Source organism: Arthrobacter sp. TS-15 (assembly GCF_006964045.1).
Taxonomy (GTDB): Bacteria; Actinomycetota; Actinomycetes; order Actinomycetales; family Micrococcaceae; genus Arthrobacter.
Genome location: NZ_SDXQ01000024.1, coordinates 80,840 through 102,536, shown reverse-complemented (window position 1 = coordinate 102,536; position 21,697 = coordinate 80,840). Strand labels below are relative to the sequence as shown.

The 21,697-nt window shown below is 60.3% G+C and carries 22 protein-coding genes; 14 read left to right on the top strand and 8 right to left on the bottom strand.

Annotated features, from left to right (window positions below; all coding sequences use genetic code 11):
- Positions 1-63 precede the first annotated feature (63 nt).
- From EU811_RS09210 to EU811_RS09200, 3 genes are all read left to right on the top strand, one after another.
- Complete coding sequence (locus tag EU811_RS09210) at positions 64-1,071, top strand: hypothetical protein (RefSeq protein ID WP_187697103.1); 1,008 nt, start codon at positions 64-66, stop codon at positions 1,069-1,071.
- Positions 1,072-1,289: 218 nt separating this feature from the next.
- Positions 1,290-1,796 carry a hypothetical protein gene (locus tag EU811_RS09205; protein ID WP_142938174.1) on the top strand — a complete coding sequence of 169 codons (507 nt, stop codon included), beginning with the start codon at positions 1,290-1,292 and terminating at the stop codon, positions 1,794-1,796.
- Positions 1,763-2,356: a hypothetical protein gene (locus EU811_RS09200; RefSeq protein ID WP_142938173.1), complete on the top strand. Its 594-nt coding sequence runs from the start codon at positions 1,763-1,765 to the stop codon at positions 2,354-2,356. Before EU811_RS09205 ends, EU811_RS09200 begins: the two co-directional genes overlap by 34 nt.
- Here the strand turns inward: EU811_RS09200 and EU811_RS09195 are convergent.
- Positions 2,258-2,485: a helix-turn-helix domain-containing protein gene (locus EU811_RS09195; protein ID WP_142938172.1), complete on the bottom strand. Its 228-nt coding sequence runs from the start codon at positions 2,483-2,485 to the stop codon at positions 2,258-2,260. The genes EU811_RS09200 and EU811_RS09195 overlap by 99 nt on opposite strands.
- Positions 2,486-2,487: 2 nt before the next feature.
- Positions 2,488-3,150 (bottom strand): hypothetical protein, encoded by a 663-nt coding sequence (locus EU811_RS09190; protein WP_142938171.1) that lies wholly within the window; start codon positions 3,148-3,150, stop codon positions 2,488-2,490.
- Between the two features lie 159 nt (positions 3,151-3,309).
- Between EU811_RS09190 and EU811_RS09185 the strand changes: the two genes are divergently transcribed.
- The 5 genes from EU811_RS09185 (at position 3,310) to EU811_RS09165 (ending at position 6,698) form a co-directional block, all read left to right on the top strand.
- Positions 3,310-3,891, top strand: a complete 582-nt coding sequence (locus EU811_RS09185; protein ID WP_142938170.1) for a DUF1349 domain-containing protein — start codon at positions 3,310-3,312, stop codon at positions 3,889-3,891.
- Positions 3,892-4,016: 125 nt separating this feature from the next.
- Positions 4,017-4,529 carry a hypothetical protein gene (locus tag EU811_RS09180; RefSeq protein ID WP_142938169.1) on the top strand — a complete coding sequence of 171 codons (513 nt, stop codon included), beginning with the start codon at positions 4,017-4,019 and terminating at the stop codon, positions 4,527-4,529.
- 99 nt (positions 4,530-4,628) lie between these two features.
- Positions 4,629-5,846, top strand: a complete 1,218-nt coding sequence (locus EU811_RS09175) for an FG-GAP repeat domain-containing protein (protein ID WP_238703361.1) — start codon at positions 4,629-4,631, stop codon at positions 5,844-5,846.
- A gap of 111 nt (positions 5,847-5,957) precedes the next feature.
- Entirely contained in the window at positions 5,958-6,365 is a 408-nt protein-coding gene (locus EU811_RS09170; RefSeq protein WP_238703360.1) for a MarR family winged helix-turn-helix transcriptional regulator, read from the top strand.
- Between the two features lie 153 nt (positions 6,366-6,518).
- A complete protein-coding gene (locus tag EU811_RS09165; protein WP_142938166.1) occupies positions 6,519-6,698 on the top strand; it encodes a hypothetical protein in 180 nt (59 codons plus the stop codon).
- Positions 6,699-6,771: 73 nt separating this feature from the next.
- On the opposite strand, the gene EU811_RS09160 is transcribed toward EU811_RS09165, so the two are convergent.
- A complete protein-coding gene (locus EU811_RS09160) occupies positions 6,772-8,235 on the bottom strand; it encodes a protein adenylyltransferase SelO (protein WP_142938165.1) in 1,464 nt (487 codons plus the stop codon).
- 175 nt (positions 8,236-8,410) lie between these two features.
- Here EU811_RS09160 and EU811_RS24150 point away from each other — a divergent pair, with 175 nt between their 5' ends.
- Both EU811_RS24150 and EU811_RS24145 read left to right on the top strand, forming a co-directional pair.
- Positions 8,411-8,902, top strand: a complete 492-nt coding sequence (locus EU811_RS24150) for a hypothetical protein (RefSeq protein ID WP_238703359.1) — start codon at positions 8,411-8,413, stop codon at positions 8,900-8,902.
- Positions 8,899-9,324, top strand: coding sequence for a hypothetical protein (locus EU811_RS24145; protein WP_238703358.1), 426 nt, complete (start codon positions 8,899-8,901; stop codon positions 9,322-9,324). Before EU811_RS24150 ends, EU811_RS24145 begins: the two co-directional genes overlap by 4 nt.
- Before the next feature lie 2 nt (positions 9,325-9,326).
- Here EU811_RS24145 and EU811_RS09150 read toward each other — a convergent pair whose 3' ends face one another.
- Positions 9,327-9,920, bottom strand: a complete 594-nt coding sequence (locus EU811_RS09150; RefSeq protein WP_142938164.1) for a hypothetical protein — start codon at positions 9,918-9,920, stop codon at positions 9,327-9,329.
- Positions 9,921-10,014: 94 nt separating this feature from the next.
- Here EU811_RS09150 and EU811_RS09145 point away from each other — a divergent pair, with 94 nt between their 5' ends.
- A complete protein-coding gene (locus EU811_RS09145; protein ID WP_142938163.1) occupies positions 10,015-11,541 on the top strand; it encodes a GmrSD restriction endonuclease domain-containing protein in 1,527 nt (508 codons plus the stop codon).
- Positions 11,542-11,987: 446 nt separating this feature from the next.
- Positions 11,988-14,456 (top strand): choice-of-anchor L domain-containing protein, encoded by a 2,469-nt coding sequence (locus tag EU811_RS09140; RefSeq protein WP_238703373.1) that lies wholly within the window; start codon positions 11,988-11,990, stop codon positions 14,454-14,456.
- 74 nt (positions 14,457-14,530) lie between these two features.
- Here EU811_RS09140 and EU811_RS09135 read toward each other — a convergent pair whose 3' ends face one another.
- The gene (locus EU811_RS09135; RefSeq protein ID WP_238703357.1) at positions 14,531-16,900 is read right to left on the bottom strand and encodes a glycosyltransferase family 2 protein; all 2,370 of its coding nucleotides are present in this window, start codon (positions 16,898-16,900) and stop codon (positions 14,531-14,533) included.
- Between the two features lie 157 nt (positions 16,901-17,057).
- Here EU811_RS09135 and EU811_RS09130 point away from each other — a divergent pair, with 157 nt between their 5' ends.
- Together EU811_RS09130 and EU811_RS09125 are read left to right on the top strand one after the other, a co-directional pair.
- Complete coding sequence (locus EU811_RS09130; RefSeq protein WP_142938160.1) at positions 17,058-18,617, top strand: chitinase; 1,560 nt, start codon at positions 17,058-17,060, stop codon at positions 18,615-18,617.
- Positions 18,618-18,629: 12 nt separating this feature from the next.
- A complete protein-coding gene (locus EU811_RS09125; RefSeq protein WP_142938159.1) occupies positions 18,630-19,079 on the top strand; it encodes a hypothetical protein in 450 nt (149 codons plus the stop codon).
- A gap of 55 nt (positions 19,080-19,134) precedes the next feature.
- On the opposite strand, the gene EU811_RS09120 is transcribed toward EU811_RS09125, so the two are convergent.
- From EU811_RS09120 to paaD, 3 genes are read right to left on the bottom strand one after another with little or no spacing between them, the layout of a single operon-like run.
- The gene (locus EU811_RS09120) at positions 19,135-19,914 is read right to left on the bottom strand and encodes an enoyl-CoA hydratase/isomerase family protein (RefSeq protein WP_142938158.1); all 780 of its coding nucleotides are present in this window, start codon (positions 19,912-19,914) and stop codon (positions 19,135-19,137) included.
- 8 nt (positions 19,915-19,922) lie between these two features.
- Positions 19,923-21,128, bottom strand: coding sequence for a 1,2-phenylacetyl-CoA epoxidase subunit PaaE (paaE, locus tag EU811_RS09115; protein WP_142938157.1), 1,206 nt, complete (start codon positions 21,126-21,128; stop codon positions 19,923-19,925).
- Positions 21,129-21,136: 8 nt separating this feature from the next.
- Positions 21,137-21,694, bottom strand: coding sequence for a 1,2-phenylacetyl-CoA epoxidase subunit PaaD (paaD, locus tag EU811_RS09110; protein WP_142938156.1), 558 nt, complete (start codon positions 21,692-21,694; stop codon positions 21,137-21,139).
- Positions 21,695-21,697: the final 3 nt, after the last annotated feature.

The following is a 21,697-nucleotide window of genomic DNA, read 5'->3' as shown; positions in this document are numbered from 1 at the left end:
GCCGGAAACAACATGTATGAGCAGAAGAACTGCTCCATCACTCCGTGGGGGAAGGAACCCAAAATGAAGTACCGTCGATCCGGACATGCCAAGTACGCCACTCTCGCAACGCTGACCCTGGCACTCACGCTCGCCGCCTGCGCACCGGCTACCCCGGTCGCCAGTAATTCATTCACCACTGCGGCAGCAGAAACCAGCAGCCTGGTGGATCTCCCCGCAGTCCCTTTGGAAGAAGTAGTTGCTGCTCCGGTTTCCGAACACAACCCCTCCGCACAAGTCAGCCAGCCGGAAGTCGCTGTTCCCCTGGCCAATGCTCCCGTCGTGATCACTCCCGTGCAGGAAGTAAACGTTCCGGCTCCGGCAGCACCGACCACTCCCGCAGTGTCTGCTGAACCTGTTGTTCCGGCGCCACCTGTTGTTCCCGCGCCGCCGGTGGAACCGGCACCGCAGGCAACCAATCCGCCGTCGACCGTTGCTCCTTCCGCGCCAGACCCAGCGCCGATAACACCCACCGAACCGTCAACCCCTCACGTCTCGCCCGACTACCCGCAGATCGGCTTGTACACGTTCCCGGACGGGCACATCTCCTTCCTGCTGCCGGCGGACTGGACCGCTCAAACCGAGCGACTGCCCTTCAACTTGAACGGTAAGCACTACGAAACAGTCACAGCGCACATCCATGACGAAACGGGCGCTGAGGTTGCGCAGATCACCAGCGGTATTTACGGCGGCGTGGTGGGCGGGCCCGTGAACCGCACCATCCTGGACTCCCAGCCACTGACCGGCTTCAATAGCCGACACGGAGCCTCCCACTTCGCCTTCTTCAAGGACGAATACCCCTTTGACACCGAATACACCCGCTACTTCATGGGTGTGGTGACAGATGACCTAATGACTGAGGGCCCGGACAGCACCTCGGCCAGCAGCTTCCTGATTATGGGCAACGGCGGAGCCCAAGCCACCACCAACATCGAAGTTTCCATGACACCCGAAAGCGCTGCGGCCTGGATGGAAACCGAGCAGTACAGCAAGCTCAAGGCCCTCCTGACGAGCCTGCAGTACGCCGAGTAACGGCTCAGGCCCCGCCCGATACCCGCACGCCCGTAGAAAGGTGTACGGGTATCGCGGTGGCCATGCTGGCCGCCGAGGAAACGCTGGAGTCCTCAGGCCGGAATCGCGCCATAGCCCAAGTGCGGAAAGCTCGCGGTACCAGGACCCTGCGCGGCAGGTTGAGGTGTCATGACACCCCTGTAGAATAGGACCGAAGAGGCCCCTGGAGGGAGGTCACCATGTCGGCAGGTACGCCCAGACGTTCGGTCCGTATTGAGGACGAGCTATGGAATCAAGCACACGCCAAAGCGGCCAGAGAAGGGACGACTGTCGCTGAACGAGTCCGCGCCGGCCTTCGAGAGTACGTCCACGGACCAGAGGCCAGACACACCATCGCCGATTCCCTCTTCTACCTCGTCCCTGATTCCCTTGAAGAACTGAACGGCCCATCATCCGGTGTTGTGGAACTACCCATCCACTTGGACTGGGGACCCGAGCGTCACTACGACGTCGCCGATGACGCCCGCTGCAGAACGCTCTACCAGCTGACGCTGCAGAACTCCGGCTCCACCCAGGAGATGGCCCGGATCATCAACGCCGGCAGACTGATCACTTTATGGCCCTCCATGCGCCTCCCGAACCGCTGCCGGCAGCTATGGAATGACGCGTTTGCCCAGCTGCCCACCCACCGTGAAAGCAAGGAACATCCGGCATGGACGACGCTCAACGCGCAGCAACAGAAATAGCCCTTTCCGTTCTCGCCGCTGACGGGTTCATCCTCGCCGTCGGTCAGGCACTTGCCGAACACGGTGTCACCAGCCGGATGTCCGATGACATTGATCTCTTTGCCCAATACCGCAGCCACACCCCGGAGACCTTCGCAGCCTCCGTGGACAAGATCACGGATACGCTAGCTGGGGCCGGGTACCTGGTGGAGGTCACTCGCCAATACCAAGAGTTCGCCAGCCTGACCGTGACCAAGGCTGAAACGACCGTCGTGATTGATCTTGGCCACCGCACCCTCGACCCCACGGAGTTCACCAAGTACGGGCTGCCCCAAGCTGAGCTCCCACAGCTGGACCAAACCCTCACCGGCTTCGCAGAGAACATAAGCCAACACCCCCGGTCGGGATCACCAGCAGAACCCGTGGACCTCATAGGACCAGCGCCCCTGACAGGAAAGACACAAACCACTCGTTGCCTGGCCCTAGTCGATGACGAGCAGGTCGCCGACCTCACATTCAAGTACCCGGCAGATGGCTGCCAAGGTGGAGAAGCGGATAGCCCTAGCCCTGTCATTTTTTAGGACGGAGAGATTTGCGAGAGTAACCCCTACCTCCCGGCTCAAGTCTGTCAACGTCATACCCCGCTGCTCCAGAAGCTCATCGAGCCGGCAATGAATCATGTCCTCGTCGGCTTGTTTAGCCGGAGCCATCGCTATACCAGCCCCTCGGTGTCGCGCTGCAGTTGCGCACCCTTCGCGAACACAGCGGCCAGGAGCAGAAGGGCGACCCCCAATACCACTGGCAGGAGGTCGACGCTGAAGACTATGTAGTAGTCCAGATTGCCCTTGCCAATTGGACTCTCGACAGTGAGCACATTGTCCAAGCTGTCTACGATCAAGAGTTTGCTGAATCCCTGAAGAATCGGAACAACCACCCCGATCAGGACAAGCACCCCACCCATGATGGAGATAGAACGAGTTAGTGTCGGTGCGAACGGCACCCCCCGCAGCAAACGCCAGCACAGCATGATCACGGCCGCACACACCAGCAGAGTGGTTAGCTGCCCGAGGACCGCGGCTGCGGTATTCAGGACCAGCGCGTCTCCAGGAAGGTCGTGGAGGACGAGGTCGATATTGCCTCCATGGAGAACCTGCTGAACTTTGGGGCCAAGAATGCTGGGAGCGGAGGGATCTGTCCTGCTGATGCCCAAGGTTGGCAATGCCACCGTGGTCACCCCGGCAAACGCATATCCAATTGTGGACACAAGCCTAAGGATCGCCGCCACAGCGACTCCACAGGCAGCTACAAGCAGGAGCCACAAGCCCACCTTTGCCACCACGTTAACCGACGTTTTGGTCGAGAATGCAGTTTTCACGCGCCCGCTCCTTATCGTTTATCAATATATTGATAAACGATAACACGTCTGCTTGCCGCATGTCCTTGGAATCGGAAAGTCCGCATCGAATACGCTGATCCAAACGCCAGCTGCCTAGAAGCACTGGAACTTTCATGCGCTGAAACCTCAAGGAGTCCTGTGCCGACTGACATCCCCTGGAACCGCGGTGAGTGGACCAACCAGCCAGCCGCCGTCGTCGAGCAGGAAGGCGACCTCCTGGTCACCGCCGCCGAAGGCAGCGACGCTTGGCGCGTCACGTCTTACGGTTTCATCCACGACACCGAACACGCCCTACTGGCCCCCTTCGCGCAGGAGAGCGCTATGGAGGTTGAGTTCACGGCCGCGTTCTCCCAACAGTTCGACCAAGCGGGCATCTTCGTCCGCATCAGCGCCGAGCATTGGATTAAGGCTGGCGTGGAATTCGCCGACGGCGCCGCTCAACTGGGCGCGGTGGTTACCCACCGCTTTTCGGACTGGTCCCTAGCACCTGTTCCGGGGTGGAACGGTGGCCGGGTCCGCATTCGTGTCAGCCGCTCCGGCGACGCCCTCACCATCCGTGCCGCTGCAGGCAGCAACGACCTCCAACTGGTGCGGGTTGTGCCGTTGGCACCCGAATTGGTGGCCGCTGCCGGGCCGTTCACCTGCGCACCAACACGCTCAGGGCTGACCGTCCCCTTTCACTCCTGGCGGGCTACGCCCCCGGACAGCCAGCTCCACTGAGGCCACCCAGCCCGGCGAACTTGCGGGCTTCACCGTTCATGAGATTATGGAGTTTCCGGCAGCCTGGCATTGACAGTGCTGCGACTCAGTTGGCTCCATAACAAGCCTATGGGGGGCACATCACGGTGGAAGATACTGCAAGTCTTTGGCGCACTGACCCTACGACGTTCCGCGACGTGGTGATCAACCGTCAAGCCTTGGAAGCTGCGCTGGAAGGCGATTGTCCACCCGTTGAACGAGTCAGGTACTTGGCATTACTCGGCCGGGACGCTGAAGCCCTGGACCAAGGCTTCAAGCTGCTACCGAACTCGCCTGACCGCCGGGAGCTGCTGCTGGTGCTTGCCCACATCCATCAGCGCCAGTACCGCTGGCATGATGCCGCCGTGCTCCACGAAAAAGCCTTGCGAACAGTCCGGTCCCCCGAAGAGGAAGCCTACGTTCGTCACCACATTGCCCGGAGGCTCTTCGACGAGGCCCGCTTCCGTGCTGCCGCCGATGAGTTTCAATGGGCGGCAGACCTATACCGCGTCGCCGGTCAACCTGACCTTGCCGAAGAAAACCGCCAAGCTATGCGGCACGCCCTCCATGTTCACAGTGCCGATCAAGGCGCAGGACGATCCGCGTACGAGCTCTCCTAGCCTGACACGCTCCACAGCGCTTTGCTCCGCTCTGAGGCCACCGACGGACTGCTATGCTCAGCTCAAATCGGAGCCTGAATGGGCGGAGCTGGGGGAATCTTGGGGACTTTTGCATCTGCCGTGAAATCGGCTGTACTTGCCGCAGTGTTGGTGGGACCCGCTGCCGTTGCCGGAGTAGCACCAGCCGCAGCCACAGCGCCATCAGAGGCCACACCGCCATACGTTTTTGTGCCGCCCATTGTGGGTTTGCCTTACGTGGGTTCCGAGCTGACCTTGGGCATCACTCAGTTCCAAAAGTGCAAGACCGAGGAAGCACCTAACGGATTCATCCTTGAGTGGCTCAGTAACGGCGTTCCTCTGCCAACCGAGCGGCAAGGGGAATTCCTCACGCTAACCCCGGAGGACCGGGGCAACCGAATCTCCATGAATGTCCACACCACGTGCGAAACACCGAGGGTCTTCCACAGCAGGGAGACGCGTCCCGTCGCCGCCTCCAACCGGGCCATGGGGTGGACGGGACGCGGCAACTTTGAACTGCTGGGACGGACTGACGACGGCGACCTTGTTCTCTATCCGCGGACATACGAGCCGAACTGGGTCTATTGGGGACCTGGCATGGAACTTCTCCAATTCCCCAGCTCCTGGGATGAACCCCGGGTGGTGGGAACGGGCTGGAATATCTTCAACATCGTCTTCTCCCCCGGCGACTTCGATGGAGACGGACACAACGACGTCCTGGGCCGTGACAGCACCGGCAACCTCCATCTTTATCCCGGTGATGGCGAAGGCGGCTGGCTGGCGCCCTCTCAAGTCGGTGCCGGCTGGAATATCTTCGATTCAATCGTGGGACCGGGTGATTTCGACGGTGACGGCATCAACGACGTCCTCGCTCGCGACCGTCAAGGCAAGCTTCATCTCTACCCCGGCGACGGCGAAGGCGGCTGGCTTGCCCCCTCTCAGGTGGGCTCAGGCTGGCAGATCTTCGACAAGATCATTGCCGCCGGAGACACCACCGGTGACGGGACAGCGGACATCTTCGCCCGCGACCGTAACGGCATCCTCTTCCAGTACCCCACGGATGGACAGGGCGGCTGGAGTACACCATCGAGGGTGGGCCACGGCTGGGACGAAATGCCCGAAATCAGCAGCGCCGGCCCCTTCATTAAGTCATACAACATTTCCCGCAGTGACCTCCTCGCTTACAACCGGGACGGAAATCTCTACAGCTACGCCAACCTCGGCGTGGAAGGAGACTACTCGCTTTTCAACCAAGGTCAGATCGGCAACGGCTGGAACATCTTCAGCAGCCTGATCTAAGAAGCCGCGGGACCCCATCGTTCACCGCCACGTCCGATTGCAGCACAGGCCTAATGTAACCTAGTAAGCAACCTGACTATTCGGAAGCGTGGGGGTGCCTGAATGCCTGATATGGAACGATGGCCAACCAGCCGGCTGCTGTCCACTGCGGCGCGGCTTGTGGAATTGGCATGGAACGACAAACTACGTCCGCTGGGGCTGACCTATCCAGCGGTGCTGACCCTTGACGCCGTGGCGACGGCAGGACCCATTACGCCCGGGGATCTTGCCCGGAGCGTCCGCGTGCAGGCCCAGACCATGGGCCCGCTACTGACCAGACTCGAATCGCGTGGGTACATCAGCCGTCAACCCAACAGATTCGACCGACGCAGCCAACTGATATCAATCACTGACCTGGGCCTGTCACTGCTGGAGCAATCCCACCAACAGGAGGACAACGTATTGTCCGTGATCAATCTGGACTCCGAGGGGCTCCGTGAAGAACTGCTGGCAATCGTGCGGCATACAAACTTCAACTAACGGTTGAGGATAGGCTGCGTAGACGAAACTCCGCCAAACAAGGCAGTATTGAGTCAACCGCTGATGAAGCCCGGCGATCCGAGGGGACAATTCTCTTCCCCACCCCGGGCTAGCCATAAAGAGCGTGATGCCCGGACAAGCAAAAAGGGCGTCATGAGTGAACTTCAAATAGGCGATAGCCTTCCGGTGGAACTTCTGAGTTTCAGGGCAGCAGAATGCCTGGTATCTACAAGCGCCAACGAATCCGAGCACGTGTGCGTCCTGGATGCAGGGCACACCGGCAACCATTTGTCTGCAGGGGCAGACATGGTGGTTCGGGCGGCCTGGAGCTGAGCAAGCCGACGGCTAGCGACCCGGCCTGGCGGCTGCGTCGCTAGCCTGTCAGCAGCTTCAACCGCCAACCGCCCTATGTACCGCAGAAAGTCCGGTACGGGCCAAAGCTCTCCGGTGCAGGCTCGGCGAACTTTTCCAAGCCAGGGCGTTCGCTGTAGGGGTCAGATAAAGCTGCGAGCAACTGTTCCGTTGGGACCATGTCCCCCGCAGTTGCAGCAGCAATAGCTTCCTCCACCAGGTGGTTGCGCGGAATGTAGATCGGGTTGACCCGGTCCATGGCATCGGCGTCCGGGACGGTATCCTGCCAACGAGCCAGCCACGAATCGAAGGCAGCCAAATCCAGGACCTGACGGCGTGCGGGTTCAACATCCCCGCGGGCCGCCTTGCCGAGACTGCGGAAGAACGACGTGTAGTCTGCGCGCGCCTCCTGGACCAGCTCAAGGAGCTCATCCACCAAAGGCGAGGCAACGGCGTCGTCAATTTCCTCAACCAGCCCAAGCTTGGCCTTCATGCCGTTGAACCATGTGGCGCTGTATTCCTTGCGGAATCCGCCCAGGGCATCAACGGCAAGTGCCACCGCCTGCTCCTCATCCTCATGGATCAAAGCCGCGATTGATTCGGCGAACCGGGCCAGGTTCCACTCCGCAATCAGCGGCTGGTTACGGTAGGCGTAGCGTCCCATTTCATCAATGGAGCTGTACACCGCCCCCGGATCAAAGCCGTCCATGAAAGCGCACGGGCCGTAGTCGATGGTCTCGCCGGACACAGTCATGTTGTCCGTGTTCATCACGCCGTGCACAAACCCAACCAGCATCCACTGCGCCAGAAGTCTCGCCTGGACAGAAATCACGTCCTTCAGGAGCGCGAGGTACCGGTTGCTCTCACCGCCCGACGACGGGTGGTGGCGTTCGATCGCATGATCAGCCAGGCGCCGCAACAGATCCATGTCATTGCTGGCCCTGGCGTACTGAAAACTGCCCACCCGCAGGTGACTGCTGGCCACCCGCGTCAGGACGGCTCCCGGCAAAAGAGTCTCCCGCTGAACCTGCCGCCCGGTGGCGACCACCGCAAGGGACCGGGTGGTGGGGATGTTCAGTGCAGACATCGACTCGCTCACGATGTACTCCCGCAGCATGGGCCCCACCGCGGCCAAACCATCCCCGTTCCGGGCAAACGGCGTCCGCCCCGAACCCTTGAGATGGACATCGCGGAGCTTCCCGTCAGCGCAGGCAACCTCACCGAGCAAAAGCGCGCGCCCGTCCCCCAAACGCGGAGAATAGAAACCGAACTGGTGACCCGAATACCCTTGGGCCACAGGTGTAGCTTCCTCCGGGATGGTATTACCGATCAGCAGCCGTACGCCCTCCGGGCTCCGGAGAAAATCCGGATCAAAACCAAGTTCGACGGCGAGCGGCTGGTTGAGCACCAGAAGCTGCGGATCCGGTGCTTCCTCCGCCTGCCAAGGAATGGCCAGCTCCGGGAGCTCCCGGGCGAAACGGCCCTCAAAGGCGACAGTGGAATGCGCGACTTCACTCATCTCTCAAGGATATAGATGCTGTACCCGGCGCGAAATGATGGTCCATCCCCGGCTAGCATGTGAACCACTGCCACATGGCGGGAGATCAGTGGGGGGCGGTTTCCGCCAAAAAGTTTGGCAATAAGTGGCTTCATCTGCGCAAGTGCGTCGTTTTCCAGAAACAAGAGGGTGGGCCGTGGGGCTCGCAGCTACATCCTTGCTCGCATTCCTGGGCGGTATGGCCCTCTTCTTCAGTAACACCTTCCATCTCCCATGGACAGGCCCTGCCCGCTTCATACTAACGGGACTCGTCGGCCCGCTCACCGCGAGTCTTTCCGCCGTCGTGCTGTTGCGTCTGACCAGCCGCGTACCTGCCGCTGGCGCCCGCTTTGTGGCGCTTGCCGCGGTGCCTGCGTGGGCGCTGGCGGCGACGGCCGCAGCGAGCGGGGCCGTCCGCTTTGACGAGGCGGACGCGAATCAGGGCTACAGCTGGTTTGGATCCTCCACGCTGCTCTTCATGATTCCGGGGTGGATCGCCGGGACCGCGTGCCTGGCTGTTGCCCTGTACTCCTTGATGGTAAGCCGGCGTTCGCGCTGGGACTGCTGGTGGTCGGGCTGGCGTGTGCGGTCTTTGCCGTTACGGGGAGTACCTGGGCACCCATTGCCACGGATTCCACCCACGCCATGAACCTCGGGTTGGCCTACGGCGCGTTCGCCAGCATCCCTTTGCTGGTTCTTGCGGGGCGGGTACTTGCCCCTCGCCTGGGGCCCACTACGCCGTGGTCTGTTCTTCTTGGATGCGCGTCCATGGTGGTCCAAGGGTGCGCGCAGCTCCTGGGAGCCGGCCACACCTTGCAGTGGAACGGCATCCTCATTGCAGCAACCCTTATGGGTTTTGCCATCGCACTGCCGTTGGGTGGTTTCGTGGCTGGTGGCCGACTTACGCGCGTCACTGTGGTGGCAATGATGGGTCTTGCTGCATCCGCGGTGGGACTCCCGCTTGTGATGATGTCCGCGTTCCTGGCGCCGCTTGGGTCCGCCGTCCTACTCGTCCGGGCTCTCATGGCCGGTAGCGTGCGGCAGCCGCGGCTCAGCTCTGAGCAGATGTGAAACTATCCACCCATTCGCGGAGCCTGGATGGAACCCGGCCCCGCGATTTCAATCAGTTTGTCCAATGATTCGGGGCTCGCGGCGAGTTCTATTTTGTTTGTCTCTGTCATCAGGGTTATGGCCCGGAACCCGTACGCTGGCATGTACTTGCGGTCCTTGCCGGTCACTTTCCGGCGCTCCGGCAAAACTTCCACCACGTTAAGCTCCGTGGACCTACCCGACAGTTCCAGGTTGTCGTACACAGCAGGCTGGAAACGCAACGACCCCGGAGCCGGTGTTGCAATACCTTGGTTCCATATCCCGCTGAGTGACCCCGGCAAAGAGTCGGGATTACGGATGAATGTCCTGAACTGGCCGGCTTCATCAAGCCGTTTCTGTGTTTTACGCAGATTTTTGATCTGGAACAGCGCCAGTAGAACGTAAATCAAGGAACTCATGAACGCTTTGGACAGGGAATCCGCCAAGTCATTCGAGCCCACAATGAGCCAGACACAGGTTGTGAACGCAAAGACCAAAAGGTAGCCAATGGCCAGTGCTAAATAGGGATGTTTGCGGACCCACATTTGTCCACGATAACTGCCCGCCACGCGGTCCATGAGCCGCGACGTACCTTGTCCAAGACGTGTCTGCGGGTAGCATCCCAAAGAATGCGCTGCTCAGAGCGCACAGAATCGAATATGGGGAACCCAGATGCCCAAGGCACTTTCGTGGTTGGCGATCCTTTCGCTGACCGCGTCGGCGGCTGTCTTCATGCCGCAAACCGCGATGGCCTCAGATACGGCCAGCGTTTCAACTCTTTTCTCATCGTTATCTGTCGCTTCAGAAACGAACACCGGCTATAACCGCGACCTCTTTCAGCATTGGATAGATGCTGACGGCGACGGCTGCGACACACGCTCCGAAGTGCTCCAACAGGAGTCCCTGACGCCGGTGACGTTCAGCTCGGGATGCACCGTAGCTACGGGGCAATGGAATTCCTGGTACGACGGCGGCACCTGGACTGTAGCGTCCGACGTCGACATCGACCATATGGTCCCCCTCGCCGAGGCGTGGGGTTCCGGCGCGAGCGCCTGGACGGCCGAGCAGCGGCGCGACTACGCCAACGACCTCACGTTGAACGTGGCCTTGGAAGCTGTGACAGACAATGTGAACCAGTCCAAAAGCGACCGCGATCCGGCAGAGTGGATGCCTCCACTGGCTGGGACTGCTTGCCGATACGTCACGGACTGGGTCCTCGTAAAATACCGTTGGCAGTTGACTGTGGATGCGGCTGAATCGGCGGCAATTTCGTCCACATTGCAGGGCGGCTGCGGAACCACCACGGTTGCTGTGCCAACCATCGCGGTTGAAAGCACACCCGTTGACCCAGGCCCCGTCACTTTCAGCGACGTCACTGGGTCCACACAATTCAACGTGGAAATCGCATGGCTCGCCTCGCAAGGCATCTCCACCGGTTGGGTGGAAGCGGACGGGAGCCGAACCTACAGGCCACTTACTGCCGTGAACCGTGACGCCATGGCGGCCTTCCTCTATCGACTGGCCGGCGAACCTGGCTTCACACCCCCGGCGACGTCGCCCTTCGCCGACATCACGCCGTCGAGCAAGTTCTACAAGGAAATCACCTGGCTCGCAGCGAGCGGCATTTCCACGGGTTGGACAGAACTGGATGGCTCCACAACCTATCGCCCACTCAGCCCGGTCAATCGCGATGCCATGGCTGCCTTCCTGTACAGGTTCGGGGGCAACCCCGCCTTCACTGCTCCTGGCACTTCTCCATTCGTGGACGTCCAGGTCGGAAGCCAGTTCTACCAACAAATCACGTGGCTGGCGTCCAAGGGCATCTCCACCGGCTGGGACATCGGATACGGCTGCCGCGCCTATAACCCGGTCCAGCCAGTGGCGCGTGACGCCATGGCTGCGTTCATGTACCGGTTCGTCAACGGCGGCAACGGTGGCATCACGGGCAGCACCTGTTCGCCTCCGCCGCCTCCCGTGACGCCGCCGCCGGTGACGCCGCAGCCTCCGGTCACACCTCCGCCGCCGGTAACGCCGCAGCCACCGGCAAATCCGGGTGACAGCGTAAACTGCACGAGTTTCAGTACGTGGCAGGCCGCCCAGGCATGGTTCGACAAGTACTACCCGTGGTACGGGGACGTCGCGAAGTTGGACTCAGACAAGGACCGCATAGCCTGCGAGACTTTGCCCGGCCACCCGTAAGGGGCCACCAAAAAAGCGGGTCCGGCTCACTATGAGCCGGACCCGCTTTTGCGACGCCTTAGCGGGCCTTGTCCGCGATTCGATATAGAAACGCCGCCATCGGGGACGTGGTGCTTACCGGCTGCCCAGCCGTTTGCTGGAAATTAATATCGAGCACTTTTATGGACTTATTTACTAAAAAGCCTTTATGATCACCGCACCAGCGTACTTACACACCCAGTGAAAAGATGCTGATACCAGCCCACCGCAATAGCTCAGTATTGCAACTAAAGCAACATAAAAATTTCCGTTCGCACCCAGGTCCATCACCAGTGAGGCAATTGGTGACGGCCACATGACGTTATATGAGAGAGCGCCCCTTGAGCAGATCGCCTTACCCCACCATGCCTATCCCCCCTGTGGGGCATCAAAAGAGGCAACGCTTTTCCCGATCCAGCCGTACCGTGATGGTTGGTTTTTTCTGTGCTTCGTTGGTGCTCACGGGCCAGACAGCGGCTACCGCCGCTGGTGAAACCGAAAAAGCCGTTACCTTCACCGATGTCCCCGCAGGCATGATGTTCGCCAAAGAAATGTCGTGGCTGGCAAATGAGGGAATCTCCACCGGCTGGTCCGATGGAACATACCGCCCCCTCACTGCCATAAACCGTGACGCGATGGCGGCATTCCTCTACCGGCTAGCAGGCAGCCCTGAGTTCACGGCACCCGGCACCTCGCCGTTCCAAGACGTCAGTCCGGGCCAGCAGCATTACAAGGAAATGGCTTGGCTGCATCAGCAACAAATCTCCACTGGCTGGGACGTGGGGAACGGCAAACGGGAGTACCGGCCCACATCCGCGATTAACCGGGATGCGATGGCGGCCTTCCTCTATCGCTTTGAAAATAAGCCTGAATTCCAAGCACCAACAACGCCTCCGTTCTCTGACATCAGCAGCACCACGCAGTTCTACACTGAGATTTCCTGGCTCCATGCGAAGGGAATCGCCACGGGTTGGGACAACGGAGACGGTACTGCTTCTTACCGTCCCCTTTCGCCCATCAATCGTGATGCCATGGCGGCCTATCTTTACCGGTTGTCTTTGCCGCCAGCCGAGGATGGCGTGGTCACCTCGCCGGATACGCTCATCATTGACAGCGCCACCTTGGCACAGAAGTACATTCAGGGCGATACCACCATCACCTTCAACTCCGTAGGAGCGGGGGCCCCGGATATCGACCCCGGAAACGTACTTGTATCCGGATTCTCAGAATTCACCCCAGACGGGATGCTGGTACGGGTCCAGCAGGTCACTAATGCCCCCGACGGCAAACAAACTGCCGTTGTTCAGCAAGCCACCCTGCCTGACGCCATCTACGACACCAACGGCCTGGTGACGCCAACCACCACCATCGTCAAGCAAGAGTTCCTTCCCGCCGACGGCGTCGAAGTGATCGACAACGCCCAGGCATCCGCTGCTCCTTTCAACCGCAATGGCGGGCGAATTCCGGCAGATGAACTGGCCACAGCCAGTGACGTGTCACTGCCCATTTTCGAGAAGACCTTCAAGTTCTCCGACACTCTGAGTAAATCCGTAACCGGCACAGCGTGGAAGACTGTGGATGTAGAAGGCACCGGCACGCTGGCACTCAGCAGCGAATTCGGCGTCAGTTCCAATGTAAACGCCGAAGTAGATATCCACTGGGCCTCACTAAAGCAGGCTAAATTCACGTTGGACACGGGCTTGTCCGCTGAAACGACAGCCAGGGCAACGGGTACTTTGACCGGAACGGCCGAGAAGAACCTGGGAACCGTCAACACCTGGGCTCACGTCCAAGTGGGACCTGTGCCTGTGGAAATCCAGTTCATTTCCTCCATTGATCTCAAGGCCAAGAGCGAATGGACGGCAGATACGTTCGTCACGGCGGCGGCGTCTGCGACCACCACGGTTGGTATGTCCTATAAAGACGGCAACTTCCAGCCTGTAGCTGAGTACGGCGGCAACGCTGAGGCAACGTTCCAAGGACCGCAGTTGACCAGCGAGTCTTCCGTAACCATCGGCCCCACACTGACTGCCAAGTTGTACGGAATTGCTGGCCTCACGGGTGGTTTCGATGCCTATGCAAAGTACGCCACCGGGCCTGAAACGTGCGCCCACGAGGTGGGACTGGCAGGGAGGATAGGCGTGATTGCCGGCGTCGAGGTCTTTGGCATGAAGCTGACAGATGAGTGGAAGAAGGAACTCACCAAGAACCTTGTCCTCTGGCAAGGCGACCTCTGCAAGCCCGTGACGCCGCCGGTTGACGACGTCACCGAAGAAGTCTTCGGTGACGGCATTGCAGTACAGGAAAAGGGCGGCGCCGGGGACTCGTCCCAGTGGGGCCGGGCCACTGACTACGGCCCCGGTGGTGCTGCGTGGATCCTGTCAACAGGCAACATGCAGAACTCTGTGGGAACACCCGGACAGGAGGCTTCCAGCGATTTGGGAACCCCTGGTAACACCACGTTGTCCGAATTCATTGGAGGTCTGCCCACGTTCGATGCAGCCTCGTACTGGGCAAAAGTTGTTCCCTCCGGTGACACTCTTCACGTTCGGTATTTCTTCGCCAGCGAAGAATACCCGGAGTATGTAGGCAGCAACTACAACGACGTCATGGGCGTCTTTGTCAACGGCACCAACTGCGCGTTGGTACCCGGGACACAAACCCCGATCAGCGTAAACAGCGTCAACGATCACACGAACCAAAGCTATTACATTGACAACACCGCCGGAGCAAGCGGATTCAACACCGCCATGGACGGTATGACCACCGCCCTTACGTGTTCAGTTCCGGTGCAACCAGGCGTTCCTGTCACCGTGGAAATTGCTGTTGCTGACACCAGCGACGGCATCCTCGACAGTGCCGTGGCATTGCTCGACGGAGGCATCTGGTCCGACTAGATCCGATCAACAAAACAGGGCCTTCCGCCATCAGGCGGAAGGCCCTGTTTTTTTGATAAGCCTCCGTAAATCGACTACCGCAGTGAAATTCGACGACGGCGGTCCGTCCCGCCGCGGAGGTCACGGTTGAGCCGGCGGTCACCGTGGTAGAGGATGGATTCCCAATCCACTTCCTCGGGAGTCTTGGGAACAACCAACGATTCCGGCTTGACCTTCTTCTTCGGTTCAACGTAAAGCCAGTTGACCGCCCCCAGGACAACATCCACCACGGAGTTCCACAAGCCGATGTATGCCTGGATGCACCACATGGCCAACACCGCGTTCAGTGAGGCGAAAGCGACGTTGCCCCAATTGCCCTGTTGGGCGTCCCGCCAAACCGTCAGGACAGAGAACGCGACGATTGCGTAGGGAATGAGAACGTAGATGGCGGGGGCTGCTGTGCGGTCCTTGACCTTGGGGGTTCGGACAAAGGGAATCTTGTCCCCTGTGAGGCCTTGCTGGAGAGACTTCAAAACACCGGCCAGGTTGACCGGCAGCAGGATGAGGTTGAAGCCATAGATGCGGAATATGTCGCTGAAGCGGTGGCCACAATCGCGGAGGTCCGACCCCATGCAGAGGAAGTACGGCAGGGCGGCAATGAAGACTGCAGGGCTGAGGAGCCTACTGTCATAGGGGTACGCCAAGAGGAATAGAAGCCCAAAGCTGGCCCAGGTAATAGACGCCATGTAATTGACGCGCAGGAGAACCTCGCGGATCAGTATCCGTTGGCGTTGACTTCGCCGCTGCGAGAGTTGGTTCCAGAGCTTGGGAAGGATCAGCAGTCCGCCATTTGCCCAGCGTCGACGCTGCACCACCAGGGAACCGAAGTCCGGCGGCGTGGCGCTGTAACTCAAACGCTCCGGATAATTCACCAGGGTCCATCCGTGGGTTCCCAGGTCAATGCTGGATTCCGTGTCCTCAATGACGGTCCGGTCCTGAATATAGGTTCGAATTTCGAACCCGCCAACCGTTTCAACTTCAACGATGTCCTCAATGGCGCATTTGCGGATAATCGCGTTGGCACCCACCCAGAAAGTGGCTCCATGGAACGTCATTCCTTGATGGAGGATGTGCTGAATATCCGTGGTGGCACCGGCAATCCTCTCGATGCGGGTGGGCGCACCGCGGAACGACGAATACGGGGTCTGCGTAACTGCCACACGCTCGTTGCCCGCAGATTCCAGGAAATAGACCAACCGCAGGCAGTAGTCCCGCAGCAGTAGAGAATCGGCGTCCAATGTCAGCAAATAGGTGCTGTCCGGAACCAACACATCGTCTTCACGCGGAACCAGGGACGGGCGAAGCACCACGCTCCCGGCTGTCTCTTCCCGCCGCCACCGCTTACCCATGAGGGAGATGTAGGCGTTGAGGTTCATGGCCTTATTCGCCTCGTGGGAAAGGCTGGCGTAGCGCTTACGTTCAAAAGTCTCAGTGCGGACATTGAAAATCCACGTGAGCCGTAGGTAAAGCTGCTCCATCCGTTCGGGGCTGGGCGCCGTGTTTTGGGCTTTTGCGGCGTCCAGCGCCAACAGAACGAGCCTCAGTTCACGTGCCAGTCCCATGATGACCAGGTCCACAAAGAACTCGTCCACATGGTCTTCTACAGTCTCGGCTTCAGCCATCGCTTCCAGCCACTCCACGGCCGCTTCATATTCCGCAATCAGGAGACCGAGCTCATGGGCTTTGTCTGCTTGATTTACGCCCCGGCTCCCCTCTTGAAGGAGCAATCCGCGCCTCTCCCGGAAGGTATTCAGGGCTTTGTTCGCACGTTCCGCCGGGGAGGACAAAGCATCCGCGATCTGACCCGCCAGCGCCCTGGTCTGTTCAAGGCGGTGAATCTTTTCCGGCTCAGTAGGGTGCGGTGGATCGTCCAAGAGCAAGACCACCCGCAAATCCGGAAACTCCTGGAGTGCAGCCGACCACAGCGTTCCCCTGACCACCTGCGGTTCTTCGGCATAGGAGGGCACCAACACCGTCACGGCCTCTTTATAGTTGGCAAAGTGGGCGTCAAGTTCGCCTCGGGGTACCCTGCGATGCTCCTTGAACCGGTACAGCGCCCCTTGCCGCGCCATAAGGTACATCAAGGCGGAAAAGGTCAAGAACGTCACAACAATGAGGTAGGAAATAGACTCAAATCCGAATCGGAATCCCGAGTTCGGGTTGTCAACAAACTGCCGAATAATGGTGGAAACCACGTAGTAGAGCCAAGCCCCTACCGTCACAAGCATGGCGAGCCTGCCGAGCACGATCTTCCGGGAAGACGGCGTCGGATGAACAATAGCCAACGGTTCAGACCGCCGCTCAGACCCCCATTGCCTCTTCCTACCTGCATTTTCCGGACGGTCCGCAGGATGCTCTTTAGGATCCCGCTCGACGTCGGATAAATCAACCAACTGGTCCGTCATTATTCCCCATCAGACTGCGAAACGCGCCTTCCGGCCGCATAGCCGGTTGAACGTCCGCTTCCGTGGCAGAAGCGTCGCCAATTGCCCTTATAGTAATCGATAACAGGAGCCTTGGATTCCAATGCGGTCTAGGGAAATTTATTATGTTGGGGGAATAATGTCGAAGCACTTTCCTGGGCGAAAGTTGTCCTGGGTTCGGCTCTCCGTGCTGCTGGCCGTCGTAGCGGTAGTTGTAGGTGCCGGCGTGGTTTCCTGGCGTAATTACACCGATACCCGTGCCGCGGCAGCGTCACCATCGCATTTCATGGGATACGTTGATGTGACGGCAACACCCCGGTACGCGTTTGAGCAACCGGCCGGCGCCACCAGCAAATCAGTAGTCCTGTCCTTCATCGTGGCCGATGCCAAGGACGGATGCACCCCCTCTTGGGGATCCTTCTACAGCCTGGACGCAGCCGCTTCAGACCTTGATCTTGACCGGCGCATAGCCCGCCTCCGGCAGACCGGCGGCGATATAGCTGTTTCCTTCGGCGGGTTGTCCAACCAGGAACTCGCCACCGCATGTACCGACGACGAACGGCTCCACCAGGCTTACGCAACCGTGGTGGACCGCTACCAACTCAACACCATTGACCTGGACATCGAGGGCGCTGCGCTGGCAGACAAGGCCGCCCTTGCACGGCAAAGCAAAGCCATTGCCGCTGTTCAAAAAGACCGGCAGGCCGAGGGCAAGAGCCTGTCCGTCTGGCTGACGCTACCCGTGGCGCCCACGGGCTTGACCCCTGACGGAACAGCCGCCGTCGAGCAGATGCTCTCAGCAGGCGTGGAACTGACCGGTGTGAACATCATGACCATGGACTTTGGTGAAAGCCGCGCGGCCGGGCAGTCCATGCTGCAGGCCTCCATCGCGGCAGCCGAGGCTACCCATGCCCAGTTGGACAATGTCTACTCGGCGGCGCGGCAAAGTCTCGGTGCACAGACCCTGTGGCGCAAGATAGGCCTGACCCCCATGATCGGCCAGAACGACATCGTGGCTGACGTGTTCACCCTGTCCGACGCCCAGGGTTTGCATGATTTCGCGCAGAGCAAGGGTGTTGGCCGCATGTCCATGTGGTCCTTGAACCGGGATGCCGAATGCGGGCCGAACTACCCCACCCTGACTGTGGTATCCGACGCCTGCAGCGGTGTGCCACAAGGCGCCGCGCGTTTCTCCGACGTCCTGGGCATGGACATTGACTCCAAAGCAACGGCCTCGCCCACCCCGCTGTTGCCAACCACCACTGCCACCGCCGTAGTGGATGACCCAGCCACCAGCCCCTACCCGGTGTGGTCGCCGGTAGCCACGTACGTGCAGTCGGACAGGATCGTGTGGCAAGGCAACGTCTACGAGGCCAAGTGGTGGACAAAAGAGGACGTTCCCAATGACCCCGTCCCGGACCGGGCAGCGGCCCCTTGGAAACTGATCGGGCCCGTCCTGCCCGGCGACCGGCCCCAGCCTGAGGTCACCGTGCCCCTAGGAACTTACCCTGCGTGGTCTGCCACAACCGTCTACCACAAGGGCGACCGGGTGATGCTGGACCAGCGCGTCTTCGAAGCCAAATGGTGGGTCCAAACGCAGAGTCCGGAAGCCGCATTGCAGGGCTCAACGGATTCGGCATGGATGAAACTAGGCAACGAAGAATTAGCCAAGGTGCTTGCCGGCCAGGCAGCAAAATAGGAGCAACACAGCATGAGGAAGTACCTGACAGCGGTGGCATTGCTTGCAGCGGCCACCCTTGTCCTGAGTGGATGCGCTCAGGGGCACGACGACGCCAAAGCCAGCGATCTCGGCACCACCTTCGCTTACTCGTTGGCGGGTCACAACGGCAAATTCTGCGAGCACCTGGACAGTTCCAGTGAACAAAGCGTGGACGACTGTAAGAAAAGCGAAGCGGAAGCAGCTGCCAAGCAAGAGGCCAACCAAGAGCCAATAATGTGGGTGCCCAAGATCTACCAGCTGATTCCCGGGAAAGAAAAGACTCTCGGAATAGTGGTGGAGTTCAACCGGGCGGGAAACCAGGAGTTTGTTGCCATTGAAGCAATACATCGGGGAGACGAGTACAAAATCCTTCGCTGGGCCTATCCGGATAAGGCCGACTACAAGACCGACCGTGCAATCACCAACACCTTCAGTTGGTGAATCCGAACCTTCTCAGCGCATGAAGAGTTTCGGTAGTCGCGGCCACGGCCACCAGTCACCCCTTGAATACGGGAGCCCGCTTCTCCTGGAACGCACGGAAACCTTCGGCGTAGTCGTCGGTTTTGCACAGCCGTGCCTGCTCCGAGTTTTCCTCGGCCATGGATGCCCACAGGCCCAGGCGCTGATCGCGGATGTGCGCCACCAGTTCCTTGGAAGCATTGAAGGCCTCAGTGGCACCAATGGCCACGCGCGCGACTATGGCCCGCGTCTCGTCCAGCAAAACATCCGCCGGCATCGCCCGGCTGAACATTCCTTGCTCCACGGCTTCCGCCCCGGAAATAAGGTCCGCGGTGTATATCAGGTCCAGCGTGCGGTGCATGCCCAAACGTTCCGTGAAGTACCAGTGCCCGCCCGAGTCCAACGTGGCCCCAAGCTTGGCAAAGGGTGAACCGAACTTGGCGTTGTCCGCCACGTACACCACGTCCGTGGCCAGCAGCAGTCCCAGCCCAACCCCCAGGCAGGCGCCGTGCGCGGCGGCAAACGTGGGCGCCGGGAACGCAGCCATCTTCCTCAGCAGCGGTTCAACAAGTCCGCCAAGATAAGCCTGGGCATCATCGGTTTCCGGTGTCACCCCTGAAATGTCGCGCCCGGCACAGAAGGCGCGGCCTTCTCCGCGAAGCAGCAGCGCCCGCACCTCACCGCGTGAGGCGGCGGTAGCAGCGTCGTCGTACGCTTTGTCCAGCTGGGCAAGCGCGTCCTCGTTGAGCGAGTTCAGCTTGTCCGGGTAGTTGAGGACGATTTCGGCAATGCCGTTGGCAAGGGAGAGCTCGATCATGGGACTCCTTAGACGTCGAAGTCGACGGTAACTTCTTCGCTGGTGGGGTGGGACTGGCAGGTGAGGACGTAGCCTTTGTCCAGCTCGTCCTGTTCAAGGGCGTAGTTCTCATCCATGGTCACCGTACCGGTGATCAGCTTGGCACGGCAGGTGCCGCAAACGCCGCCGGCGCACGCGAACGGAACGTCCGGGCGGACGCGCAATGCAGCGTTGAGGATGGACTCGCGGGCGTGGGTGGGGCTGGCAACATCACCGGTCAACCCATCCAGGGTGAAGGTGATCTTGTAGGTGTCCTGCGACTCGTCCTCCACAACCGGGCGGCCGGCGTTGCCCTCGGGACGATCCGGACGGCCCGTGGTGAACAGCTCGAACCGAACATGCTCGGGCTCCACGCCCCGGGCAGCGAGGGTGTCGCGGCACAACTGGACCAACTCAAACGGCCCGCACAGGAACCATTCGTCCACGTCCTCGGCACGGATGGCACTGCTGAGCAGGGCCTGAAGTTTCTCGGAATCGATACGTCCGGTCATCAGCGGCGCAATGCGCTGCTCGCGGGACAACACGTGGTGCAATGCCAGGCGGGACGGGTACTTGTCCTTCAGGTCCGCCAGCTCTTCGAGGAACATCACGTCCATGGCAGCCTTGTTGGCGTACACCAGGTCAAAAGTTGTCTCCGGATTGGCGGCCAGCAGCGTCCGGGCGATGGCGATGACCGGCGTGATGCCCGAACCCGCGGCGATCGCCACGAAGTTGCCCGGCTCCCCCGCCAGCTCCTCCGGGTGGTTCATGGAGTTCATGACGTTGTGCTGAACCGAGGCGCCGTCTCTGCCGTGCCGGGAGATGAACGCACCCTGCGGGCTCATCACATCCAGGACATCCCCGGCTTTGAGCTCGGCGTTGGCCCACGTGGAGAAAAGGCCGCCCAGGTCTTTTTTGATGGCCACGCGGATCTCGCTGCTGCCGTCCTCAAAGCTGCGCGGCTCTGCGCAAATCGAGTAACTGCGGCGGACCTCGTGCGGCTCACCGTTCTCATCCGGCAGCGTGGCGCGCAGGGCGACGTACTGCCCCGGGAGGTAGTCGTACTGCCCGGCAAGCTCGGCCGGAACACCAAACGTGACCTCAATGGCATCGTCCGTGAGGCGCCGGACTTCCGCGACGGTCAGGTTGTGGAAAGACGCACGACGGCGGCTGGCCGTCTGGGTTTCGGTGGTCATGGAATTCCTTATAGGACTTTGAAGTAGTCGAACGGTTCCTTGCAGTCCTGGCAGACGAACAACGCCTTGCAGGATGTGGAACCAAAGCGGGTGATTTCCTTGGTGTTCAACGACGAACACTGCGGACATTTCACAGCCAGGCTCAGGCGAATAGGACCGGAGTGGCCCCCGGCGGCAGCCATGCCGCTGGGCGGGGCAATCCCGTACTCCTCCAGCTTGGCCTTGCCGGACTCGGTCATCCAGTCAGTGGTCCACGCCGGAGACAGCACCAGGTTTACGTGCACGCTCGCGTAACCCTCCTTTTGGAAGGCTGTCCGCAGGTCGTCACCAATGGCATCCATCGCCGGGCAACCCGAGTACGTGGGCGTGATGGTGACCTCGACGGCGGTAGTTGCGGTGCCGCCGTCGTGCCGGCCGTCTGCGGTGGCCGCCTCAGTCGACTCAACAACCCGCACGCCGCGAAGAATCCCCAAGTCCTCGATGGTGAGGACCGGGATTTCCGGATCGCAGACCGTGGACGCGATGTCCCAGGCCCGCTGCTCAGCTGTCTTTGACTGCGTCGCCATGCT

What these genes read in the sequence shown, in the direction of transcription:
- EU811_RS09210 (WP_187697103.1), top strand. Translation starts at nt 64, where the DNA reads ATGAAGTACCGTCGATCCGGACATGCCAAGTACGCCACTCTCGCAACG.
- EU811_RS09205 (WP_142938174.1), top strand. Translation starts at nt 1,290, where the DNA reads ATGTCGGCAGGTACGCCCAGACGTTCGGTCCGTATTGAGGACGAGCTA.
- EU811_RS09200 (WP_142938173.1), top strand. Translation starts at nt 1,763, where the DNA reads ATGGACGACGCTCAACGCGCAGCAACAGAAATAGCCCTTTCCGTTCTC.
- EU811_RS09195 (WP_142938172.1), bottom strand. Translation starts at nt 2,485, where the DNA reads ATGGCTCCGGCTAAACAAGCCGACGAGGACATGATTCATTGCCGGCTC.
- EU811_RS09170 (WP_238703360.1), top strand. Translation starts at nt 5,958, where the DNA reads ATGGAACGATGGCCAACCAGCCGGCTGCTGTCCACTGCGGCGCGGCTT.
- EU811_RS09165 (WP_142938166.1), top strand. Translation starts at nt 6,519, where the DNA reads ATGAGTGAACTTCAAATAGGCGATAGCCTTCCGGTGGAACTTCTGAGT.
- EU811_RS09160 (WP_142938165.1), bottom strand. Translation starts at nt 8,235, where the DNA reads ATGAGTGAAGTCGCGCATTCCACTGTCGCCTTTGAGGGCCGTTTCGCC.
- EU811_RS24145 (WP_238703358.1), top strand. Translation starts at nt 8,899, where the DNA reads ATGAACCTCGGGTTGGCCTACGGCGCGTTCGCCAGCATCCCTTTGCTG.
- EU811_RS09150 (WP_142938164.1), bottom strand. Translation starts at nt 9,920, where the DNA reads ATGGACCGCGTGGCGGGCAGTTATCGTGGACAAATGTGGGTCCGCAAA.
- EU811_RS09145 (WP_142938163.1), top strand. Translation starts at nt 10,015, where the DNA reads ATGCCCAAGGCACTTTCGTGGTTGGCGATCCTTTCGCTGACCGCGTCG.
- EU811_RS09140 (WP_238703373.1), top strand. Translation starts at nt 11,988, where the DNA reads ATGGTTGGTTTTTTCTGTGCTTCGTTGGTGCTCACGGGCCAGACAGCG.
- EU811_RS09135 (WP_238703357.1), bottom strand. Translation starts at nt 16,900, where the DNA reads ATGACGGACCAGTTGGTTGATTTATCCGACGTCGAGCGGGATCCTAAA.
- EU811_RS09130 (WP_142938160.1), top strand. Translation starts at nt 17,058, where the DNA reads ATGTCGAAGCACTTTCCTGGGCGAAAGTTGTCCTGGGTTCGGCTCTCC.
- EU811_RS09125 (WP_142938159.1), top strand. Translation starts at nt 18,630, where the DNA reads ATGAGGAAGTACCTGACAGCGGTGGCATTGCTTGCAGCGGCCACCCTT.
- EU811_RS09120 (WP_142938158.1), bottom strand. Translation starts at nt 19,914, where the DNA reads ATGATCGAGCTCTCCCTTGCCAACGGCATTGCCGAAATCGTCCTCAAC.
- paaE (WP_142938157.1), bottom strand. Translation starts at nt 21,128, where the DNA reads ATGACCACCGAAACCCAGACGGCCAGCCGCCGTCGTGCGTCTTTCCAC.
- paaD (WP_142938156.1), bottom strand. Translation starts at nt 21,694, where the DNA reads ATGGCGACGCAGTCAAAGACAGCTGAGCAGCGGGCCTGGGACATCGCG.